The 14,319-nt window shown below is 46.0% G+C and carries 10 protein-coding genes; 6 read left to right on the top strand and 4 right to left on the bottom strand.

Annotated features, from left to right (window positions below):
* Window positions 1–67: 67 nt before the first annotated feature.
* Window positions 68–823, top strand: a complete 756-nt coding sequence (locus NST33_RS16555; RefSeq protein ID WP_221821494.1) for an SDR family NAD(P)-dependent oxidoreductase — start codon at window positions 68–70, stop codon at window positions 821–823.
* 108 nt (window positions 824–931) lie between these two features.
* Here the strand turns inward: NST33_RS16555 and NST33_RS16550 are convergent, their stop codons facing one another.
* The 4 genes from NST33_RS16550 to NST33_RS16535 form a co-directional block, all read right to left on the bottom strand.
* Window positions 932–2,116 (bottom strand): MFS transporter, encoded by a 1,185-nt coding sequence (locus tag NST33_RS16550; protein WP_339304051.1) that lies wholly within the window; start codon window positions 2,114–2,116, stop codon window positions 932–934.
* 232 nt (window positions 2,117–2,348) lie between these two features.
* Window positions 2,349–2,633 (bottom strand): metalloregulator ArsR/SmtB family transcription factor, encoded by a 285-nt coding sequence (locus NST33_RS16545; RefSeq protein ID WP_036613842.1) that lies wholly within the window; start codon window positions 2,631–2,633, stop codon window positions 2,349–2,351.
* Between the two features lie 170 nt (window positions 2,634–2,803).
* Window positions 2,804–3,139, bottom strand: a complete 336-nt coding sequence (locus tag NST33_RS16540; protein ID WP_339304049.1) for a ribosomal protein L7/L12 — start codon at window positions 3,137–3,139, stop codon at window positions 2,804–2,806.
* 46 nt (window positions 3,140–3,185) lie between these two features.
* Entirely contained in the window at window positions 3,186–4,385 is a 1,200-nt protein-coding gene (locus NST33_RS16535) for a cytochrome P450 (protein ID WP_339304047.1), read from the bottom strand.
* Between the two features lie 189 nt (window positions 4,386–4,574).
* Between NST33_RS16535 and NST33_RS16530 the strand changes: the two genes are divergently transcribed.
* From NST33_RS16530 to NST33_RS16510, 5 genes are all read left to right on the top strand, one after another.
* Window positions 4,575–5,552: an aldo/keto reductase gene (locus NST33_RS16530; RefSeq protein WP_339304045.1), complete on the top strand. Its 978-nt coding sequence runs from the start codon at window positions 4,575–4,577 to the stop codon at window positions 5,550–5,552.
* Between the two features lie 421 nt (window positions 5,553–5,973).
* A complete protein-coding gene (locus tag NST33_RS16525) occupies window positions 5,974–7,074 on the top strand; it encodes an AAA family ATPase (RefSeq protein WP_339304044.1) in 1,101 nt (366 codons plus the stop codon).
* Window positions 7,062–9,530: a DUF5682 family protein gene (locus NST33_RS16520; protein ID WP_339304042.1), complete on the top strand. Its 2,469-nt coding sequence runs from the start codon at window positions 7,062–7,064 to the stop codon at window positions 9,528–9,530. Before NST33_RS16525 ends, NST33_RS16520 begins: the two co-directional genes overlap by 13 nt.
* Window positions 9,515–10,738, top strand: coding sequence for a VWA domain-containing protein (locus NST33_RS16515; RefSeq protein WP_339304040.1), 1,224 nt, complete (start codon window positions 9,515–9,517; stop codon window positions 10,736–10,738). The genes NST33_RS16520 and NST33_RS16515 overlap by 16 nt, the downstream gene beginning before the upstream one ends.
* Window positions 10,739–10,757: 19 nt before the next feature.
* A complete protein-coding gene (locus tag NST33_RS16510) occupies window positions 10,758–14,315 on the top strand; it encodes a DUF4132 domain-containing protein (RefSeq protein ID WP_339304038.1) in 3,558 nt (1,185 codons plus the stop codon).
* Window positions 14,316–14,319: the final 4 nt, after the last annotated feature.

Genomic DNA, 14,319 nt, shown 5'->3' with positions numbered 1-14,319 from the left:
AAGTACGTTTCATATCGTATTCATCGATCCAATCACAAGATGACACACACACATGGAGGAGATCAACATGAGTCACGCAGGAAAAGTAGCCATTATTACTGGAGCAGGAAGTGGATTGGGCCAAGCAGCAGCACTGAAGCTGGCTGAGAAGGGTGCATCCATTGTCGTTGTGGATCTTGTCGAAGAGACAGGTCTTGAAACGGTTAAGCAGATTGAGAAGCTGGGAAGTAAAGCTATTTTTGTACAAGCAGACGTGAGTAAAGCACCTGAAGTGGAGAATTACGTAAAAAAAGCAGTCGAAGAGTTCGGACGAATCGACATGTTCTTTAATAATGCAGGTATTGCAGGTCCTGGGATCAAGCTGATTGAACATACGATTGAGCAGTTTGACCAGATCATCGATATTAACCTGAGAAGTGTATTCTACGGGTTGAAGTATGTAATTACTGAAATGCTCAAAACAGGTGGGGGTTCTATTCTGAACACGGCCTCCACAGCCGGTATTGTTGGTGTACCCACGGTTGCACCTTATGCAGCAACCAAACATGGCGTGGTGGGCTTGACCCGCACAGCTGCAATTGAATATGGCAAGGACAACATTCGTGTAAATGCGATTGCTCCAGGTACTATTGAGACACCGATGGTTGTTCAGTTCGGTAAAGACAACCCTGAAGTGTTCAAGGCAACCGTTGACAGCATTCCATCAGGACGTCTGGGCAGACCGGAAGAGATTGCGAATTTGGTTTCCTTCCTGCTTGGAGATGAAGCCCCGTATATCAATGGTGCAGTATATCCGATCGATGGTGCAGTTACTGCCCAATAAGAGTTCTGCTTATCGGTAATAGAATAGCCGTTAAAATGGTTAAAGAGAGGCTGCTGTATACATACAGTGCCTCTCTTTTTAATTTGTCTTTTATACTAGGAATTCATATTATGCAACGTTATGTGATGTATGAGTTTGTGTGCTTTTCGCAGATGCTGAACGATACGAGCCTATAACGATGATGACGGCAACAGCGACCCCGACAGCGCCAATCCAGGTAATGGATGACAATGAAACGCTGCTGACCACGATTCCGCCAATACCTGCGCCGGCAGCCATCGCCAGTTGCATCACCGAACTGTTAAGGCTTAGCATAATGCCTGAGGATTCCGGAGCCATGGTGACTAGGTTATATTGCTGAGTTGGACCCGAAGACCAGGCGGCAAAAGACCACAAAATCAGAACAAGGAAGATAGCGAGATGAGAGCTTGCCGTTATATTCAATAGGACCAGACTCACGATATGCAAAGTCATGCCTGTGATCAGCGTTCGTTTGACACCCAATCGGTCAGCACCGAATCCTCCAACTTTTGAACCGATCAGGCTTGCTATGCCAAATGCGAGTAAAGCTGAACTGAGTAGTGCTTCGCTCATTCCTGAAACGGATACAAGGTAAGGTGAAATATACGTGTAAGCAATGGAATACCCACCTAACCAGAAAAAGGTCACCAGCAGTGCCAATACAATTCGTGGCTGTTTGAGCAAAGACAGTTGTTTCTTCAGTGGAACAGGCGCTTCTGCTTTGGAAGGCGGAATGGCGGCCGCGATCACCAGCATGGCGAGAATGCCAAGAACGGCGATACCTGCGAAAACAAGCTTCCAATCCCAAGATGCTGCCACAAGCCTTCCGAGCGGAACGCCAACGATCAAAGAAGCCGTAAATCCAGTGATTACTGTGGCGATTGCACTAGCTTGTTTGCCCTCTGCCGCTATTTGGGAAGCAACCGTTAATGCCGTGACAACAACAACGCCCGCGCCCAAAGCCATCAATACTCGTGCTGCGACGAACAGTCCATAACCCGGCAACAGGTAGGCAAGAACATTAGCCACAACGAATAGACCAAGGAAGTACAGCAACAGCTTGCGACGGTCCCAGCGCGAAGTCAGTGCAATAATGACAGGTGTACCGAGCGCATATACGAGTGAAAAAATCGTAATGAGCTGTCCGGCAGCGATTAAAGAGATATTCATCGTATGTGCAATACGATCCAAAATACCGGCAATGACATATTCGGACGTTCCCACAAGGAAACTGACCAAGGCAAGAACATAGATTTTGAGCGTAGAAGACATGGAAACATAACCTCTTTCTGATTATAATTATTATATTTTTAGAAATATAGAAATAAAGACGATAGAACAAGACATGAATGCTCTGAATGCAACCCATCTGCGCGAATGGTAATGCTACAACCTAGATAATGAATATTGTTATAAGCGTAAACGTAGGTGACCTAGTTTTACTAATAAATATTGTGCCTTGTTTCAATGTTTCTAATTATATAGAAATATAACTCAAATTTTTTTATTTATTTAGCAGATAGGGAACAAACTTTTGTGCAGTCTCCGTGTTTAGGCTGTAGTAGATATACGTACCTTTCTTCTGCGATGTAAGCAGACCACAATCGGACAGCTGTTTCAGGTGATGAGACAGAGTCGATAGGGCAACCGTAACAAGGCGGCTCTCCAGATCGGCGGGACACAGGTTGCTTTCGCCCGATAAAATCTGAATGATTTTGTAGCGTGTTTGTTCGCCCAGCGCTTTATGAATTTTGACGACTTGTTCAATCTCATTTGAGTTTGATTGCATAATGATCGGTCCTTTCGTCTTTATTTCTTATTTCTAGTAATATAGAAATACAGTAGCATATGTCGTTTGAAAAGTAAACTCTCGGACGAAGGTTCCAGACTTTCTACTGCGTCTGTGTTAACAGCAGAAAGTCTGGAGTGACTTCCCCCGAGAGTTATGTGAGTTGTATATTACTGATCCAGAGAATCAACATAGTCTTTGGCTTCCTTCAACGAAAGACCTCTGGCTTCACGCAGTCGTTTGATCGCCATAATTTTTTTCCCTTGTTGTATAAGTGTAAGCAGTTCCTGATCCAGATCCGTTTGGGCTGGTTGGCTTGTGTGGGAAGGAGATGCTTCCTTCGGCGACAAGGTGTAATTGAAGTCTGAGCGTGCGCCTGCGGTTGAACCGTTCTCCAGACGCTCCACATCTCTTTTCAATTCATTCAATTGGCGTTGCAGGCTGGTGACTCTGACCAGTAACACAAGGATCAGAAGCAGCAAAACGATCCATACCAAGGTGTTCATTTCCATGATGTCAGGTGCCTCACTTTCATTTATTCATATTTAGCCATTATTTTAGTTGAACCGGAATTTCCTTGACACCACGAACATTCATACCAGGTCTCCATTCCAGTTCATTCACATCTGCCTGAAGCTGTATATTTGGAAAACGATTCAGAAGTGTGCTGACTGCAATCTCACCTTCCAGACGAGCAAGCGGTGCACCCAGGCAGAGATGAATGCCTTTGCCAAAAGCCAGATGCGAACTCTTCTCGCGTGTGATATCAAAAATATCAGCATCCTTAAACTGCTGTTCGTCCCGGTTCGCGGAATCAAGCGCAACAATGACAAGATCACCTTTAGCGATACGTTGTCCACGGAATTCAATATCTTCCAGAGCCCAGCGGGATGTGCTGAACTCCACCGGTCCGTTGTAGCGAAGCATCTCTTCAATGGCGTTGTGAATAAGCTCGGGCTGGTTGATGAGCAGTTCGCGTTGCTCCGGATGCTCCAGCAGGGCGAGAATCCCATTTCCAATCAGATTCACGGTTGTTTCATGACCGGCAATAATTAATAAGGAGACAACGCCAAGCAGTTCTTGTTCAGTTAACTGCTGCCCGGATTCTTCCGCAATGACGAGCTGGCTGATCAGATCAGTGCCGGGATCTCGGCGAACTTTCGCAAACCAGGCCGTCAGGTAATCCGTAAACTCCCTGGCATGCTGCTCAAACAGCTCGGCGCTCTCGGCTATGGAAGCATCAATTATCGTATTGGACCAGATGCGGAATTTGTCACGATCCTCAAGAGGGACTCCCAGAATTTCACTAATGACAATGATGGGCAGCGGGAAGGCAAAGTCATCGATCAGATTCATTTTTTCCTGTGACGGGAGGTTGTCCAGCAGTTCATCAGCAATGTCCTGAATATGGCTCCGCATGTCTGCGACCAGCTTGGGTGTGAATGCTTTCTGCACAAGTCCCCGAAGACGTTTATGATCCGGCGGATCGGAGAACAACATATTATTGGAGAAGATGCTTTGATTCTGAGCGCCGTAACGTCGGACCATGTCTTTGCTGAAGCGAGGATCTTTCAGAATCTGGACTGCGTCCTCGTATCGGGTAATAATCCAGCCGAATTCGCCATGAGGAAACATGATTCTGAAAACGGGCTCATCTTTTCTTAACTTTTCATAGACAGGGTAAGGGTTATGCGTGAATTCTTTCGTGAAAAAAGCTGGCTTTGAGAACTCGTTGGCTTCATTCGGGTTCAAATGCAAAATCTCCTCTCATATTCCTGCATAATACCTGCACCCTCTATATATTCAATACACAAGCTTTTGAAACCTTGTTTTTTCTTCATACGGATGATAGAGCAGGAAAATAGAGGAAGATGGAAGAAGACATGGTAGAGAGAATCGGTTATTATGCTTGGTAAAAATGAAAATGAGGTGAACGCTGAAATGTCTTACGCACAACTTCCTTTGCATCACCACCAGATTCCGGCAAGTCGAATTGTTCTTGGGTGTATGCGGTTTGGGGGTGAATGGGATGGGCTCCCCATTACTTCAGATCTTGTGGTAGAAGGTCATCGAGCGGTAGAAGCAGCTATCGAAATAGGCATTAATCACTTTGATCTGGCGGATATTTACACACGTGGTAAGGCAGAACATGTCTTGGGGCGAGTTTTATCCGAAACTCCCGGCTTGCGTGAACAGATCATTATACAGTCGAAGTGTGGTATACGTCTTGTAGGTGATGATGAAGGACCGCAGCGTTATGACACCTCAGGTGCACATATCCTGGCGAGTGTGGACGGTATCCTGGAACGGCTCGGGATCGATTATCTGGATATTTTGCTGTTACACCGTCCTGATCCACTTGCGCATCCGCAAGAGATTGGAGAAGCACTGGCTGAGCTGCATCATTCCGGTAAAGTACGACATTTTGGTGTGTCCAACATGGGTTCTGAACAGATTCGCCTTCTTCAGCTTCATAGTAAAGTACCTCTGATTGTGAACCAGCTGGAGATGAGTCTGGACAAAATCGGATTCGTAGAAGCTGGTGTGACGGTAAATCGGCCGCAAGCCAGAGACAATATGTTTCCCTATGGCACGATGGAATATTGTCAGGCAGAGCATATTCAACTGCAGGCTTGGGGTCCACTAGCTCAGGGGCGATTTACTGGCAGGGTGGTTGAGGGACAGCGCGCAGAGATTGAGCATACGGCTCAATTGGTTGATCGAATGGCTAAGGAGCGTGGAGTTACACCTGAATCCATCGTATTGGCTTGGTTAATGAAGCATCCAGCAGGTATTCAGCCCGTGATTGGTTCAATTCGACCAGAGCGGATTCTGGCCTGCCGTGACGCGACAAAGGTTGAGCTAACCCGATATGATTGGTACGAGCTGTATTCGGCTTCGTGTGGGCGTAGAATGTAAGTAGAGACTTCTGAGAGATTGGTTAGTTTCGATTAAAATTCATAGATGTTGGGCGAAATTTGAACATATAAGAAGACACAGGCAGCTAATGGCCTGTGTTTTCTTTGTGATATTCGGCTTCATTTGGTTGAAACACATGATCGAAAGTGTAATGAATCCTGAGCTCATATGGCCTACAATGCGTATACATGGGTAATAAGCATGCTGAATCGGATCCGAAACCAATGTGTTGGCACGGCTGTAAGGATGGTTCACCTTCATACTTGCGCTAGAGGCTATGTCCATGGACTTAGGAAGAGTGCTGATAAGAAGGACGTTTCAACCATTTTTATCGTTTTACCGGGTAGTTGTTCGAGGGCTGTGATAAAATGATAGGAATAAGAACATACGATCTGTTTAATTGAGAGGAGACACCTTGACGATGGAGATGCTCAAACCACCCGCCGAGACATTATACGAGGTTGAATTACGCGCGCTGCGAGAGGAAGATCAGGGGAAACGTCCCCCGAACTGGCTGTTATCTCCTGCATATGTGCGCGATTTTATTATTGGCAGGGATAAACCTGCATTATTGAATGGAGAAGAGATCCCGATTACCCGCAAATTCTATGGCAATGACGTGTTAATTGAACGTGCAGTGGTTACTCTGGCAGGCAATCGAGGATTAATGCTCGTGGGAGAACCCGGGACAGCCAAAACTATGCTGAGCGAACTGCTGACCGCAGCAATCTCCGGTACCAGTCTGAACACGATTCAAGGTACAGCAGGCACGACGGAAGATATGATTAAGTATTCTTGGAATTACGCCATGCTACTTGATAAAGGCCCTTCGGAAGCCGCACTTGTACCATCGCCGTTATATAACGGAATGAAGAAAGGCATTCTTACCCGTTTTGAAGAGATTACACGTTGTCCGGCGGAAGCGCAGGATAGTCTGATCAGTATTCTCAGTGACAAGGTCATGAGCATTCCTGAACTGGACGGTGGTGTACTGTTTGCCCAACCAGGATTTAACGTCATTGCTACAGCCAATATTCGGGATAAAGGTGTAAATGAAATGAGCGGTGCATTGAAACGTCGATTCAATTTTGAAACGATCAAGCCCATTCATAACGTGAAGATGGAAGCCAAAATCATTGAGTGCCAGGCACGAAGCCTGTTATTACATAGTGGAATTGATATTGACATTAACTCGGATGTAGTTGAATTGCTGGCTACAACATTCATGGAATTGCGCACCGGCATTACACGGGAAGGCTACAAGCTTGACAGCCCTCAAGCATCCATGAGTACGGCGGAAGCAGTGTCTGTCTATGTCCAGAGTGCGATGACTTCCTATTATTACGAAGATAAAGCTATTGCACTGGATCGGTTGGTGCAGAACATGCTGGGCACCATTGCAAAGGAAAACGACAAGGATCTGTCCATTCTCAAAACCTACTTCTCCAAGGTCGTAAAAGAGCGTTCCAGAGAAGAGGGAATGTGGAAGGACTATTATGAGGAGAGAAAATGGATCGGTTAACAGCAGTTCTGGACCCTGATGTTGAGCAGTTACAATCCTTGTTCGAATCCCAGGTGTATAACCTGAGTAATCATACGGTCTATTATCCAATACGACACCATAGCCCTGCATGTTCATATCACTTGTTACGATTAATCGGAGAGTACAAGCCGGATATCATTCTGATCGAAGGACCAGAGAGTGGCAATCCGTTAATTCCGGTGCTGAGTGATGAGGCAACCTTACCTCCTGTCAGTCTGTACTATACCTACGAGAGTGAATTGGAGAGAGAAGCCTGCTATTATCCGATGCTTCGGTATTCGCCTGAATATGTAGCTTTGAAAGAAGCAAAACGGCTGGATATTCCGGCGAAGTTTATTGACTTGGACTATCAACACTTCTCCACTCGTGCATCCAAATCCGGCCAGACAGAACAAAAGGAGATCTCCATCCAGGACGAAACCTTGCTTGCGGGGTCTGACTTCATTAACCGGTTATGTCAAAAAACAAACTGTCGCAGTTTTGATGAATTGTGGGAAAAGGTGTTTGAGATCGGTGGCCTGGAGAAATCTACTGAGGAATTCGTGCAGGATGTATTCACGTATTGTACTTTATCCCGAATGTGTTATTCCACGGAACGTTTACAGTCTTCAGGTGATCTGGCAAGAGAATCACATATGAAACAACATATTAATCAAGCGGTGCAGGAACATGACCGTGTGCTTGTCATTACCGGTGGATTTCATACGTATGGACTGTTGATGTCAGAGAAACATGAATCCCAATTGGAACAGCCAGAAATGGATAAACAGCATGCAGAACAACGTTTGGATGGACAAGGTAAACCAGGTACGTCTCAACAAAGTGCGGTTGATCCAGATACGGTTCACCAACAAATGTACCCGATGGTCTATACCTTTGCTGAAGCGGATCGGCTCAATGGATATTCTAGCGGCATGCCTTATGTAAATTATTACGATCAGATCTGGAACCAGCTGCTTCGCAAAAAGAGTACACCGTATAATCTAACGGCTCTGGACTTGTTATCCCGGCTGATGCGCCAATTACGGGACGGACACGAGCATGTATCAACCAGTGATGCAATTGAGGCATACAGTATGATTCAAGGTCTTGCCGGGCTTCGGGGTAAAAGGGAAGGCGGCGTCTATGAGTTGATGGATGCAGCACTCTCTTCCTTTGTGAAGGGGGAGCTTACCTTGGCGACCGATAAACCGCTGCAAGAGCTGCAGCAGTTATTGACAGGAGACGTCATTGGAAGTGTGGCTCCCAATTCATTCAGTATTCCCATCGTGGAGGACTTCAAGGCGCGTTGTACAGAGTACAAACTGCAGATCCGCACAACAGGACAGCACAAGAAAGTGCTGGATCTGTATGCGAAACCGGAGCACCGTCAGATAAGTCAATTGATTCAGTGCATCACCTATCTGGTTCCGGAATTCGCGAAACGGCAATCGGGGCCGGACTGGATCGCAGAGCGTGATATGAATCTTGTTCGCGAAACCTGGGTTTATATGTACTCCTCCCGTATTGAAGCCAGATTGATAGAAAACTCTCTCTATGGCGGAACACTTGCTGGAGCGGCTACGCGCAAAATGGAAGAACAAATGCAAGAAATACCGGATCATCATAGCGGTGAACTTGCCCGACTCATGCTTCAAGCGCTACTTATGGGGCTTCAGGACACAGCGATGAAACTCTATGAACAGGTCCGCTCAGCGCTGAGAACGGACGGGAATTTTCTATCCCTATGTAATAGTTTGCATGTCTTGAACCGAATTCATCAACACCGCAGGTTGCTGGGATTATCTGACGAGCAACATCTCCCTGATCTGGTATCCGAAGCTTATAGGAACGCCGTGGACAAGTTGTTACAGCTCTCTAGAGCCAATCCGGATGAACATGAAGCCATTATTCAGGGATTGAAGCTGCTAGCTATGCTCGCGGAGTCATCGGAGGAGCATTTTCAGGATGAGACATTCCGAATATATCTGAATGAGCTTCTGTCTGATCACCAGCTTCCGGCTCAGCTGGAGGGTGTGTGTGTGGCTATTTCCTCAGGGCTCGGTGACAGGCCCAGGGATGAGATTGTTGATCGTGCGCGCGGGTATATCCATGGTACACCGGATCAGACCCGTCAAACGTCACTTTTTTTACAGGGAGTATTCACTGTAGCACGTGACGCTTTTTTGTATGAAGATCAGCTGTTGTCCGAGTTGAATTATCTGATTGAACAGCTGTCATACGAGGATTTCATCAGTATGGTACCGGAATTGCGGTTGGCATTCACCTACTTTACACCCATGGAGACAGGCTTGATTGCCGAGCGGGTGGCGAGTCTGCACCAGGTTGAGCCAGAGGAAATGTTGAGGCCTGCGGTTGATGAGCAGATGCTGATCCAGTCCAAAGCATGGGACGAAGCGCTTCGAAAGGAGTTTGCCGCATGGAAGCTAATATGAATGAAACGAATCGGAGAACGGACGAAACCGGAGAAATCAATGAAAGTTCCAATCCGGATGGAAGCAACCGAGGGGATCAACATTCTGCTGAAACCTTAAATCGATGGCGTCTGATTCTCGGTGAATCGGCGGAAGAAGGGTTGTGTAAATCAGACCAATATACTTCTGCTGAATTTCAATATACGGAAATCGATGAGATTCTGGGTTATCTGTATAACCGTGAATACGGTGAAGAACAAGGTTACCGAAAAGAGGGAGGACGCGGTGCGTCTAACCTGACTGTACCTAGATGGCTGCACAAAGTAAGGGATCTATTCCCCAAACCAACAGTAGAAATATTGGAAAAACAAGCGCTTGATCGTTATGGGCTGACAGAATTGTTAACGGACAAAAAGCTGCTTGAATCCCTTGAACCCAACATGAATCTGCTTAAGAATATTATGCAGTTCAAAGGACGGATGAAAGGTGAGGTGTTAAAGAGCGCCAAGGAGATCGTGCGAACCGTGGTTGAGGAGCTACGCAGTAAGCTGGAATCTCAGACTCGAGCCAGTATCATGGGCAAACGCAGTCGCTATACCTCGAGTTCAGTACGATCTTTGCGCAATCTGAATTTCAAGCGAACTATCACCAAGAATTTGAAGAATTACGATAAAAACAAGCGCAGATTTGTGATTGATCGTCTGTATTTCGACGGAAATATCCAGCCCCATAACAAGTGGAACATTATCATTGGTGTGGACGAGAGTGGCAGTATGCTGGATTCAGTCATCTACAGTTCGGTGATGGCTAGCATCTTCTATCGCTTGAATGCGTTGCGCACCCAATTATTCATATTTGATACGCAGGTTGTTGATCTGAGCGACAGACTGGAAGACCCCGTAGATGTGCTCATGAATGTACAGCTCGGTGGGGGGACACATATTACGAAAGCGTTGCGTTATGGCGAGACGTTAATCGATAATCCAGGCAAAACCATTTTTATTCTGGTCAGTGATCTGGAGGAAGGGTACCCGATCGCGCAAATGTACAAAGCCTGTAAAGATATCATCGATGCAGGATGCAAATTGCTGGTTCTCACCGCTCTCGATTATAACGGGGATTCAGTCTATAACAAACATGCCGCACAGACATTAACCAATATGGGGGCACATGTAGCCGCAATTACGCCTAACGAACTCGCGGATTGGATTGGCGAGATCATCACTTAAATTCAAGGAGGAATGTGTAATGCTTACCGCAGACCGCGCAGTTGAAACTTTGGTGGAGAAATTCGCAGTAACTTGTTCAAACGAGTATTCATTAAAAACAGATCGCAGTTCCGAAATTATCAATTACGTCTTGGGAATGACAGACAAGTTCCCGGATATGATGGGAAATTCGAGTCATTATGTATATCAAACGATTGATTTGCTCATGAAGCTGGCCAAAAAAGACGACGGAGATATCTTTTACCGTGCCGGGGCTATTGTGATATATCTGGAATCCAATTATTCCAAAAGAAATTCATGGAGAACGGATGCTTTTACTGTCTGTATGGGAAATGACTCCGAAGCCTACGGATTAAGCGGGAAGAGCAAAAGCGCTGATCGCATGGATGGATTGTTGTCCCGGTTGGAGAAGATCAAACAGTTTGCAGGCGAGAACGAAATTCTGACTGAATTAAAGAGTAAATTAAAGCGTGCCCAGTGGCTTTTTGATTCCAAAAAAGCGGACAGTCAAGGGGATTACCGGGATGTAATAAATGCATTAATGCTGCTGCAATTATATTCAAGACTCAGTGACACGGCTTCTCATCTTGCAGAGGTTCAATCTTCTGTTCAATCGTTACCAGTGTTGTTTCAACATGTGATGGCTAATGATGCAGATAAGTTGCGGAGCGAGCTACATACGTTGATTGAACCTGTAGTGGTCAGTAATATTCAAGGAAAACATAACGGATCTTCCCAAGAATTGAAGGATGAATTCCTCAAGGAGAAGCGTAGTCAGCTCATAGCTGAGCTGTATCCCAATACATCGTTCTCTCCAAAAGAGCAATGTTCACACACTGTATTCCATCAAACTATGGTGCTTGTGAGTGGTGCCTTGTTGTACCTGATTAACATTAGTGGAGGTAAACAACGGTTCCTTGATACAAATAGTGAGATTGGGCATGTTTTGCTTCACACAATACATCAATTACATGAGATTTATCCACTTGAAGTTCGCCGTTACTTGCTAAGTATGGACCCTAGAGCCAAGAGCCCAAATGATCTGCTTGCTGGACTTGTGCCTCTGGATGAGCCTTATCAGTTGGTTGAAATGTTGCGGGACGAACTTAATTCGTACACGGTATCCTGGAACATGTTACAATCCGTGATCGCGAATCGTCCTGAACAAGCGATTCGAGCATACGAGATTATGAAACCGCCATTCCTTAAACTTTGCATTCAGAAATTCATGGAGGATCAAGGATTGACATTGCCTAATGCGGAGGGGTCACTGGAGCAAGCGGTATTCCACGCTCTTCGGCATCCTTTGGACGGGGGACGTCAAGGACTTGCGATTGCAAGATACTTAAGTGGGGAAAACACCCTTGAGGAATATTGGGAGGACCCGAATAGTCGAGGGTTGTTTAATCAACTGAATCGGGATAAGAAGCGTGTTCACAACCTCATTAGTATTAGTTTTCTGCCCTTGGACTCGGAGGCGATGCGCAGGTTCGCAATCCTGACCACTCATCCGGATTGGACGCTGGATATTATCTCGGACATGTACAATTCATACGCGTTTAGTGGAGAGCAGCTGCTTCAACGTTACGGGCAAGACCCTGAGGTGCAACGTGAGAAATTGCTAACCAGCCTGATCTCACTTAATGGCATGACCGACTACAGATACAAATCGATGCCGCATGACGAATACCGCCGAATCATTCAGCAGAATCTGGACTATGCACTGACACAGTACAAGAAACTGCCAACAGATACACGCATTTTAATTCTGGAGATTACCTTTGAACAGCGTGATGAGTTATCGAAGAAAATATTGGCCGAAGCGATTCGTGCCGGATTGCAGGATTCTTCCAAAAAGGCCAACGGCGTGGCGTTAGCGGAATTCAACCGAATTCCTGATCAGGACTTGTATACGCTCGTATACCTCTCGGAGAAAAAAGTGGCGATCAAAGAAATGGCTCTGACCGCAATCCGCAGTTTGGAAAACAGCAAGGAGCTGTATGGTGAGCTTTTGAAAAAAGAGAAGTCCGATGAGTGGAAGAGCTTGATCCAAATTCTGCTGGATACCGCAGATCTAAGTCCAGAGTATGCCCATGCTGCACTCGCTGATCAGGCGGATGCCAAAAAGTTGTCGAGACTGAGCTGGTTGTCCTTGAAAGATCTCCCTTCACTGATACGTATTGAAGACAATCAACCTTTAGATGACCGGATTAAACAGTATGCTTTGGTCCAATCATTGGATCATACATCCGGTCCTAATGAACGGTTGAATGAATTACGAGATTATGTAAGTGAGGCATCGCTCGCTCGTTTTGCAAGTGAATTGCTTCAGGTCTGGATTCAAGAAGGTGCCCCTGCGAAAGAAAAGTGGGTGATGTATGTTTCAGCACTCTTTGGTGATATTCAGATTGTGAATATTTTGGCTCCGCAAATTAAGGAATGGACAGAAAACAGTCGTGGCGCGATTGCAGCAGATGCTGTAAAAGTGCTCGCTTATCTGAAAGATCCATCCGCTCTTATGGCGATTGACAAGATCAAACGTGGGGTGAAGAACCGTCAGGTGAAAGGTGCAGCCGAGGAAGCGTTGCAGCTTGCAGCGGATAATATGGGACTTACCTCGGAACAACTCGAAGATCGGCTGGTCACTACACTTGGTTTTGATGAAAAAGGAACCATGCAGCTGAGTTACGGAGAGCGCTCCTTCCTGGTTAAGGTCAATGGAGACTTACAGGTCGTTGTCTTAAATGAAGAAACAGGAAAATCCGTGAAGAGTCTTCCTGCTCCTGCACAGAAAGATGATCCTGAATTGGCAGCGCAGTCCAAGGCACGTTTCACACAGCTGAAAAAAGATCTCAAATCCATGGTTAACATTCAGGCGCAGCGTCTGGAAGAGTCATTGTCCAAGCAACGTCTGTGGTCTGCCGATGAGTGGAAAGCACTGTTCGTACAAAATGTAATCATGCAAAAATTTGCTGTTGGTCTGATCTGGGGAACGTATGAGGATGGCGCTCTGATCAGCACGTTCCGTTATATGGAGGATGGCACTTTCAATTCTGTGGATGAAGATGAGGTTGATCTGCCTTCGGGTGCGCAGGTGGGACTTATACACCCACTGGAACTGGATCAGGCGACACTTGAAGGTTGGACAACGCAGTTGGAGGATTACGAGATTAAGCAGCCATTCGAGCAATTAAATCGTGAGATTCACCAGCCGGAAGATGAGGATAAACCGAAGAATGAATACGATCATCTGCCCGAGTCTGATTTTTCACCAACGGCTTTCCCCAAAGCACTGGAGAAATACGGTTGGATCAAAGGACCGGCACAGGACGGCGGCTGGTATCATGAATTTTATAAAGAGTACGGAGATCTTGTTGCAGAATTGCAATTCAGTGGTACGAGCATCACGTATTACGAGGGATTGGATGACATTACCCTGGAATCCCTACATTTCTTCAAACCGAATAACAAGCAATATTATTACTATGGTGACAATAAACCCATTGCTCTAGGCAATGTTTCTGGTCGTGTGTTCAGTGAAACGATCTACGATATTCTGAGAGCAACGGGGCGTTGATGAC

It is taken from the genome of Paenibacillus sp. FSL L8-0435 (assembly GCF_037965655.1).
In the GTDB taxonomy this organism is placed as follows: Bacteria; Bacillota; Bacilli; order Paenibacillales; family Paenibacillaceae; genus Paenibacillus.
Note: the sequence above shows the minus strand (reverse complement) of the source record. Positions and strands in the feature narration are given on the sequence as shown.

Coding starts and splice junctions, on each gene's coding strand:
- NST33_RS16545 (WP_036613842.1), bottom strand. CDS start 2,633: ATGCAATCAAACTCAAATGAGATTGAACAAGTCGTCAAAATTCATAAA.
- NST33_RS16520 (WP_339304042.1), top strand. CDS start 7,062: ATGGATCGGTTAACAGCAGTTCTGGACCCTGATGTTGAGCAGTTACAA.
- NST33_RS16540 (WP_339304049.1), bottom strand. CDS start 3,139: ATGAACACCTTGGTATGGATCGTTTTGCTGCTTCTGATCCTTGTGTTA.
- NST33_RS16525 (WP_339304044.1), top strand. CDS start 5,974: ATGGAGATGCTCAAACCACCCGCCGAGACATTATACGAGGTTGAATTA.
- NST33_RS16550 (WP_339304051.1), bottom strand. CDS start 2,116: ATGTCTTCTACGCTCAAAATCTATGTTCTTGCCTTGGTCAGTTTCCTT.
- NST33_RS16510 (WP_339304038.1), top strand. CDS start 10,758: ATGCTTACCGCAGACCGCGCAGTTGAAACTTTGGTGGAGAAATTCGCA.
- NST33_RS16555 (WP_221821494.1), top strand. CDS start 68: ATGAGTCACGCAGGAAAAGTAGCCATTATTACTGGAGCAGGAAGTGGA.
- NST33_RS16530 (WP_339304045.1), top strand. CDS start 4,575: ATGTCTTACGCACAACTTCCTTTGCATCACCACCAGATTCCGGCAAGT.
- NST33_RS16515 (WP_339304040.1), top strand. CDS start 9,515: ATGGAAGCTAATATGAATGAAACGAATCGGAGAACGGACGAAACCGGA.